This is a genomic window from Micromonospora haikouensis, from assembly GCF_900091595.1.
In the GTDB taxonomy this organism is placed as follows: domain Bacteria; phylum Actinomycetota; class Actinomycetes; order Mycobacteriales; family Micromonosporaceae; genus Micromonospora; species Micromonospora haikouensis.
Genome location: NZ_FMCW01000063.1, coordinates 4,220 through 13,186, shown reverse-complemented (window position 1 = coordinate 13,186; position 8,967 = coordinate 4,220). Strand labels below are relative to the sequence as shown.

At 75.0% G+C, this 8,967-nt stretch carries 1 protein-coding gene; it reads left to right on the top strand.

The window, feature by feature from the left end; translation table 11 throughout:
* Positions 1-8,967, top strand: an 8,967-nt coding sequence (locus GA0070558_RS32025) for a type I polyketide synthase (RefSeq protein ID WP_141722409.1), incomplete at both ends; no start/stop codon positions are given.

Genomic DNA, 8,967 nt, shown 5'->3' with positions numbered 1-8,967 from the left:
GGACGCCTTGGACGTGGTGGAGCGGGCGTGGCGGGGTCGGGGGGTGCGGACCCGTCGGTTGGCGGTGAGTCACGCGTTTCACAGTCCGTTGATGGAGCCGATGCTGGCGAAGTTCCGGGCGGTGCTGTCGCGGCTGACCTTCGCCGCGCCCGAGCTGCCTGTCGTGTCGAACGTGACTGGGGCGCTGGCCGATCCTGACGAGATCTGTGGCGTTGACTACTGGGTGCGGCATGTGCGGGAGGCGGTGCGGTTTGCCGACGGGGTGGCGGCGTTGCGGGCTGCGGGGGTGGACACGTTCCTGGAGGTCGGCCCGCAGAGTGTGTTGACGGCGTTGACGGCGGACGCCGTGCCCGACGGCGGGGACGTGGTGGCGGTGGCCGCTCAGCGTCGGGATCGGCCGGAGGTCGCCGGTCTGCTGGCCGCTCTGGCGGAGCTGCACGTGCACGGGGTGTCGGTGGGTTGGCGGTCGTGGTTCGCCGACACGGGCGCGTCCCGGGTGGACCTGCCGACGTACGCGTTCCAGCGGGAGCGGTTCTGGCCCGAGGCGGGCACGTGGCAGGTGGGCGACGTGTCGGCCGCCGGCCTGGGCGTGGCGGGGCATCCGCTGCTCGGTGCGGCGGTGCGCCTCGCCGGTGACGACGAGGCGGTGCTGACGGGTCGGCTGTCGGTGTCGACGCACCCGTGGCTGGCCGACCACGTCGTCGCGGGCGCGGTGGTTATGCCGGGCACGGCGCTGGTCGAGCTGGTGGTGCGGGCCGGCGACGAGGTGGGTGCCTCCCGGGTGCGGGAGTTGACGATCGCCGCGCCGCTGACCCTGCCCGCCTCGGAGGCCGTGCGGGTGCAGGTGCGCGTCGGCGCGGCCGACGACTCCGGTGCCCGCGAGGTGACGGTGCACACCCAGCCCGACGACGAGCCGGACGCGGAGTGGATCCGGCACGCCGAGGGTGTGCTGGAGCCGGCCGCCGCCGAGGAACCGACCGTCGGCGCCTGGCCGCCCGCCGGGGCGACCGAGGCGGAACTGGCCGGCTGGTATCCGGCGTTCGCGGAGCACGGCCTGGCGTACGGGCCCGTGTTCCAGGGGCTGCGCCGGGTGTGGACCAACCCCGACGGCGACGTGTACGCCGAGGTCGCGCTGCCCGACGAGGCGGCGGCCGACGCCACCGGCTTCGGGGTGCACCCGGCGCTGCTGGATGCCGCCCTGCACCCGATCGGGCTGCTCGACGCCGGCACCGGCACCGGGCCTCGGGTGCCGTTCGCGTTCACCGGTGTGCAGGTGCATGCGGCGGGTGCCCGTGCGCTGCGGGTGCGGTTGAGCCGTGCCGGTTCCGGGGTGCGGCTGGTTGCCGTCGACGAGTCCGGGTCGCCGGTCGTCTCGGTCGACTCCCTCGTCCTGCGGGAGATGGGCACCGTCTCGACCCCGAGCGCGGCCGACCGTTCCCTGTTCGAGGTGACCTGGCAGCCGCAGGACGTCGCCCCCGCCGCCGACGGCTCCGGCTGGGTGGCGCTCGGCGACGCCGGGCTGCCCGACGACGTGCCCGCGTACGCGGACGTGCCGGCGCTGGTGGCGGCCGTGGAGGTGGGGCAACCCGCCCCGGCTTTCGTGTTGCTGCCCGTCGCCGCTGCGGGGACGTCTGTTCCGGGCGCGGTGCGGGATGTCGTCGCGGATGTGTTGGGTGTGGTGCAGGGGTGGCTTGCCGCCGATGTGCTCGCCGATTCGCGTCTGGTGGTGGTGACCCGGGGTGCCGTGGTGGTGCGGGACGAGGACGGGGTGGTGGATCTGGCGGGTGCGGCGGTGTGGGGTCTGTTGCGTTCGGCGCAGTCGGAGCACCCCGACCGCATCGTGCTCGCCGACCTCGACGGCCCGCTCGACGTCGAGGCGGTGGCGCTGCTCGCGGCGGTGGCCGCCGACCCCGCCCCCACCGGGGGGCAGCTCGCCGTCCGCGAGGGCGCGGTGCGCGTACCCCGGTTGACGCGGCTGACCGGCGACGAGCTGACGCCCCCGGCGTCGGGCCTCTGGCACCTCGCGGCCGTCGCCCCCGGCACGATCGACGGCGTCGACCTGGTCGCCGCCCCGGCCGCGAAGCTCGGGGCCGGGCAGGTCCGCATCGCCGTACGCGCCACCGGCGTGAACTTCCGCGACGTCCTGATCGCGCTCGGCATGTACCCGGACGCGGCGGCCCGGATGGGCAGCGAGGGCGCGGGTGTGGTGCTGGAGGTCGGCCCCGGCGTCGACGGTCTCGCGCCCGGCGACCGGGTGTTCGGCATGTTCGAGCCGGGCTTCGGCCCGCAGGTCGTCGCCGAGCGGCAGCGGGTGGCCAGGATCCCCGCCGGCTGGTCCTACGCCGAGGCCGCATCCGTCCCGCTGGTCTTCCTGACGGCGTACTACGCGTTGCGCGATCTGGCGGGTCTGCGGTCGGGTGAGTCGGTGCTGATCCACTCGGGTGCGGGTGGGGTCGGGATGGCGGCGATCCAGCTCGCGCACCACTTCGGCGCGACCGTCTACGCGACCGCGAGCCCCGGCAAGTGGGGGACGCTGCGGGGCCTCGGGGTGGCTCCGGAGCGGATTGCGTCGTCGCGGTCGACGGAGTTCGAGGCGGTGTTCGCGTCCGCGTCCGGTGGGGCCGGTGTGGACGTGGTCCTTGATGCCCTCGCGGGTGAGTTCGTGGATGCGTCGCTGCGGTTGTTGCCGCGTGGTGGCCGGTTCGTCGAGATGGGCAAGACCGACATCCGCGACGCCGACGCGGTCGCGCAGCTGCACCCGGGGGTCGCCTACCAGGCGTTCGACCTGAACGAGGCGGGCAGCGAACGCATCGGGCAGATGCTCGGCGAGTTGTTGGCGTTGTTCGAGAGTGGTGCGCTGTCGCCGTTGCCGGTGCGGGTGTGGGATGTGCGGCAGGCCCGTCAGGCGTTGCGGCACCTGAGCCAGGCGAAGCATGTCGGCAAGGTGGTGCTGACGGTTCCGGTGCCTGCTGATGCCGAGGGCACGACGCTGGTCACGGGTGCCTCGGGCACCCTGGCCGGGGTCGTCGCCCGGCACCTGGTCGAGTCCGGCCGGAGCCGTCGGTTGGTGTTGGCGTCGCGTCGGTTGCCGGTCGAGGGTTCCGACTATGCGGCGCTGGTGGCGGACCTGACCGGGGCGGGCGCGCAGGTCAGCGCGGTGTCGGTGGATGTTGCCGACGCGGGGCAGGTGGCGGACCTGGTCGCCGGCATCGACCCGGCCCACCCGTTGACGGCCGTGGTGCACTGCGCGGGGGTCCTCGCCGATTCGGTGGTCACGTCCCTGTCCGCCGACGGCGTGGCTGCGGTCATGGGGCCGAAGGTGGACGGTGCGTGGGCGTTGCACGAGGCGACGGCGGGGTTGGATCTGTCGGCGTTCGTGGTGTTCTCGTCGATCGCGGCGACGTTGGGTTCGCCGGGTCAGGGCAACTACGCGGCGGCGAACGCGTTCCTGGATGCCCTCGCCCAGCACCGCCGCGCCCAGGGCCTGCCGGCGACCAGCATCGGCTGGGGCATGTGGGCCACCACCAGCGCCATGACCGCCCACCTCGACCGCGACGACGCGCAGCGGCTGCGGCGGCTCGGCATGACCGGCCTCACCGCGGACGAGGGCGCGGCCCTCCTCGACGCGGCCACCGCCAGGGCCCTGCCGGCGATCGCGGCGGCCCGCCTCCGCATCACCGGGGACGCCGGCCAGGTGCCGCCGATCCTGCGGCTGCTCGCCCGCGCCGGCGGACGCCGCCAGGCGGGTGCCGTGCGGGCCGGGGCCGGCTCGGGCTGGTCCGAGCGGCTGGTCGGGCTCTCGCGGGACGAGGCGCGTCGGTTGTTGGTGGAGCTGGTGTGTGGTCAGGCGGCGGCGGTGTTGGGGCACGCGTCGGCGCAGGCGGTTGCGGGTGGGCGGGCGTTCAAGGAGTTGGGGTTCGACTCGCTGACGTCGGTGGAGTTGCGTAACCGGTTGGCCTCGGCGACGGGGCTGCGGTTGACGGCGACGCTGGTGTTCGACTATCCGACGCCGGAGCGCCTGGCCGAGCACCTGCACGAGCGGCTGGGCGAGACCACCAGCGCCGCCCCGGCCGCCGCCCGCGCCGCTGGCCCGGCGGGCACCGACGAGCCCATCGCCATCGTCGGCATGTCCTGCCGGTTCCCCGGTGGGGTGTCGAGTCCGGAGCAGTTGTGGGATCTGGTGGCGTCGGGTGGGGATGCGATCGGTGGTTTCCCGGCCGATCGGGGTTGGGATCTCGATGCGTTGTATGACCCGGATGCGGATCGGGCGGGGACGTCGACGACGCGGCAGGGTGGTTTCCTGTACGAGGCGGCGGAGTTCGACCCGGGGTTCTTCGGGATCAGCCCGCGTGAGGCCCTGGCGATGGATCCGCAGCAGCGGCTGTTGCTGGAAACCTCGTGGGAGGCGTTCGAACACGCCGGCATCGACCCCGCCACCAGCCACGGCACCGTCACCGGCGTCTTCATCGGCGCGGCCTCCTCCGGCTACGCCGCCACCGGCAGCGACGGCCTCGAAGGGCTCGAAGGGCACCTGCTCACCGGCACCGCCGGCAGCGTCGCCTCCGGCCGCGTCGCCTACACCTTCGGCTTCGAGGGCCCGGCCGTCACCGTCGACACGGCGTGCTCGTCGTCGCTGGTCGCCCTGCACCTCGCCGCGCAGGCGCTGCGCTCCGGCGAATGCGACATGGCCCTCGCCGGTGGCGTCGCGCTGATGGCCCAGCCGGGCATGTTCTCCGAGTTCTCCCGCCAGGGCGGCCTCGCCGCCGACGGCCGGTGCAAGGCGTTCGCCGCCGCCGCCGACGGCACCGGCTGGGGCGAGGGCGTCGGCATCCTCCTCGTCGAGCGCCTCTCCGACGCCCGGCGGCGCGGCCACCGGGTCCTCGCCGTCGTGCGGGGCAGCGCCGTCAACTCCGATGGCGCGTCCAACGGGCTCACCGCCCCGAACGGTCCGTCGCAGCAGCGCGTCATCCGGCAGGCCCTCGCAAACGCGCGGCTCACCCCGGCCGACGTGGACGCCGTCGAGGCCCACGGCACCGGCACCACCCTCGGCGACCCGATCGAGGCCCAGGCGCTGCTGGCCACCTACGGGCAGGACCGGCCCGCCGACCGGCCGCTGCTGCTCGGGTCGATCAAGTCGAACATCGGGCACACCCAGGCCGCCGCCGGCGTCGCCGGGGTGATCAAGATGGTCATGGCGATGCGGCGCGGCGTCGTCCCGCCGACCCTGCACGTCGACGCGCCGTCGGAGCACATCGACTGGACCTCCGGGGCCGTCGCCCTCACCACCACCGCCGCGCCCTGGCCGGCCGTCGACCGGCCCCGCCGCGCCGCCGTGTCCTCCTTCGGCATCAGCGGCACCAACGCCCACGCCATCATCGAGCAGGCCCCCGCTGAAGCCCCGACGCCCCGCCCCGAACGCCCGGCGGCACCGTCGCCGGGCCTGGTCGCCGCCGACGCCGTACCGCTGCTCGTGTCGGCCCGCAGCGCCCGCGCCCTGCGCGACCAGGCGGCCCGGCTGCGGACCCGCCTCGCCGACGACCCGGCCCTCGACCTCGTCGACCTCGCGTACTCGCTCGCCACCGGCCGCGCCCACCACCCGTACCGGCAGGTCACCGTGGCCGCCGACCGGGAGTCCGCGCTGGCCGGGCTCGCCGCGATCGCCGAGGCCGACCACCACGCCGGCATCCCCGACGGTACGCCGAAGGTCGTCTTCGTCTTCCCCGGCCAGGGCTCCCAGTGGGCCGGGATGGCCCTCGACCTGCTGGAATCCTCGCCGGTCTTCCGGGACCGGATGGACCAGTGCGCGGCGGAACTGTCCCGGCTGGTCGACTGGAACCCCGAGGACGTCCTGCGCGGCGCACCCGACGCCCCGCCGATGGACCGGGTGGACGTCGTCCAGCCGCTGCTCTTCTCCGTCATGGTCTCCCTCGCCGAGGCGTGGAAATCGTGCGGCGTACGGCCCGACGCCGTCATCGGCCACTCGCAGGGCGAGATCGCCGCCGCCTGCGCCGCCGGGGCGCTCACCCTGCCCGACGCGATGCGGCTCGTCGTCGCACGCAGCCGGGGCCTGCTCGCCATCTCCGGGCTGGGCGGCATGGTGTCCGTGCCGCTGTCCGCCGCCGACACCGAGCAGCTCATCGCGCCCTGGGCCGGTGCCCTGTCCGTCGCCGCCGTCAACGGCGCCGCCGTGACCGTGGTGTCGGGCGACGCCGGCCCCGTCGACGAACTGCTCGCCACCTGCGCGGAACGCGACATCCGGGCCCGCCGGATCGCCGTGGACTACGCGTCGCACTGCGGGCACGTCGAGGCCGTCCGCGAGGACCTCGCCGCCGCGCTCGGCACGATCGAGGCCCACCCGACCGAGGTGGCGTTCCACTCCACCGTCACCGGCGAGCCCCTCGACACCGTCGAGCTGGACGCCGACTACTGGTATCGGAACCTGCGCGAACCGGTGCGCCTCGCCCCCGTCGTGGACGCGCTGATCGACGCCGGCTACCGCACGTTCGTCGAGGTCAGCCCCCACCCCGTGCTCAAGGTGGTGGTGCAGGACGCGCTCGACCGGGCCGCCGACGGCCAGCCCGGCGGCGTCGTGGTCGGGTCGCTGCGCCGCGACGAGCACGGCCCCCGCCAGCTCCTCGCCGCGCTCGGCGGCCTGCACACGGCCGGCGTACCGGTCGACTGGGCCGCCGTCCTCGCCGGCTCCGGCGCGTCCCGGGTGGACCTGCCGACGTACGCGTTCCAGCGGGAGCGTTTCTGGCCCGAGGCGGGCACGTGGCACGCGGGCGACGTGTCGGGGGCGGGGCTCGCCGCTCCGGGGCATCCGCTGTTGGGTGCGGCGGTGCGCCTGGCGGGTGACGACGAGGTTGTGTTGACCGGTCGGTTGTCGGTGTCGACGCATTCGTGGTTGGCCGATCATGTGGTGTCGGGTGCGGTGGTGGTGCCGGGTGCGGCGCTGGTCGAGTTGGTGGTGCGGGCGGGCGACGAGGTGGGTGCGTCGCGGGTGCGGGAGTTGACGATCGCCGCGCCGTTGACGCTTTCGGCCTCCGAGGCCGTGCGGGTGCAGGTGCGTGTCGGGTCGGCCGACGACTCCGGCGGCCGGGATGTGGCCGTGTATGCCCAGCCCGACGGGGACGGGGATGGGGAGTGGGTCCGGCACGCGGAGGGTGTGTTGGAGCCGGCCGTGGCCGAGGAGCCGGTGGTGGGGGCGTGGCCGCCGGTCGGGGTGTCCGAGGTGGACCTGTCGGGTTGGTATGACGCGCTTGTCGGGCACGGGCTGGCCTACGGGTCGGTGTTCCGGGGGCTCCGACGGGTGTGGACGGGCGACGGCGAGCTGTACGCCGAGGTGGCCCTGCCCGACGACGCCGCCGAGAGCGCCGGCCGGTTCGGGCTGCATCCGGCGCTGCTGGATGCCGCCCTGCACCCGATCGGGTTGCTGTTGGCGGAGGAGGCGTCGGGGCCCCGGGTGCCGTTCGCGTTCGCCGGTGCGCAGGTGCACGCGGCCGGCGCGTCGGTGTTGCGGGTGCGGTTGAGTCGTGCCGGTTCCGGGGTGCGGCTGGTTGCCGCCGACGAGTCCGGGTCGCCGGTCGTCTCCGTCGACTCCCTCGTCCTGCGGGAACTGACCGGGGTCGCCGCCCCCAGCGCCGCCGACCGGTCGGTGTTCGAACTCACCTGGCACGCCGAGGACGTGACCCCGGCCGCCGACGTGTCGGGCGCGGTGGCGCTCGGCGAGGTCGACCTTCCGGACGTGCCGGCGTACCCGGACGTGGCGGCCCTGGCCGCCGCCGTCGACGCGGGCCGGCCCGCGCCGAGCATCGTCCTGCTGCCGGCCGGCCCGAGCGCGACCGGCGACGCCGGCTCCGCCCCGGACCGGACCCCCGGGAGCACCCCGGACCAGGCCCCCGGCGGCGACCTGCCCGGGCTGGTCCGGGTCACGACGTCGAACGTCCTCGTGGCCGTCCAGGCATGGCTGGCCTCCGCCGCCCTCGCCGACACGAAGCTCGTCGTGACGACCCGCGACGCCGTGGCGGCGCTGCCCGGCGACCGGGCGACCGACCTGGCGGGTGCGGCGGTGTGGGGTCTGTTGCGTTCGGCGCAGTCGGAGCACCCCGACCGCGTCGTGCTCGCCGACCTCGACGGCCCGCTGGACGCCGAGGCGGTGGCGCTGCTCGCGGCGGTGGCCGCCGACCCCGCCCCCACCGGCGGGCAGCTCGCCGTCCGGGGCGGCACCGTCCTCGCGCCCCGGGTCACCCGCCCCGCCGGCGACGCCCTCACCCCGCAGGGCGACCTGTGGCATGTGGCCGCCGTCGCCCCGGGCACGATCGACGGCGTCGACCCGCTGCCCGGCACCGCCCAGCCCCTCGCCCCGGGCGAGGTCCGCGTCGCCGTGCGCGCGGCCGGGGTGAACTTCCGGGACGTCCTGATCGCGCTCGGCATGTATCCGGATCCGTCGGCGGTGATGGGTAGCGAGGGTGCGGGTGTGGTGCTGGAGGTCGGCCCGGGTGTGGATGACCTGAGCCCGGGTGATCGGGTGTTCGGGTTGTTCGAGCCTGGGTTTGGGCCGCAGGTGGTGGCTCAGCGGTTGCGGGTGGCCAGGATCCCTGCCGGCTGGTCGTTTGTTGAGGCGGCGTCGGTGCCGGTGGTGTTCCTGACGGCGTACTACGCGTTGCACGATCTGGCTGGTCTGCGCTCCGGCGAGTCGGTGCTGGTCCACTCGGGTGCGGGTGGGGTCGGGATGGCGGCGATCCAGCTCGCGCACCACTTCGGTGCGACTGTCTACGCGACCGCCAGTCCCGGCAAGTGGGGGACGCTGCGGGGCCTGGGGGTGGCGCCGGAGCGGATCGGGTCGTCGCGGTCGACGGAGTTCGAGCAGGTGTTCGCGTCCGCGTCGGGTGGCGCCGGTGTGGATGTGGTGCTCGACGCCCTTGCGGGTGAGTTCGTGGATGCGTCGTTGCGGTTGTTGCCGCGTGG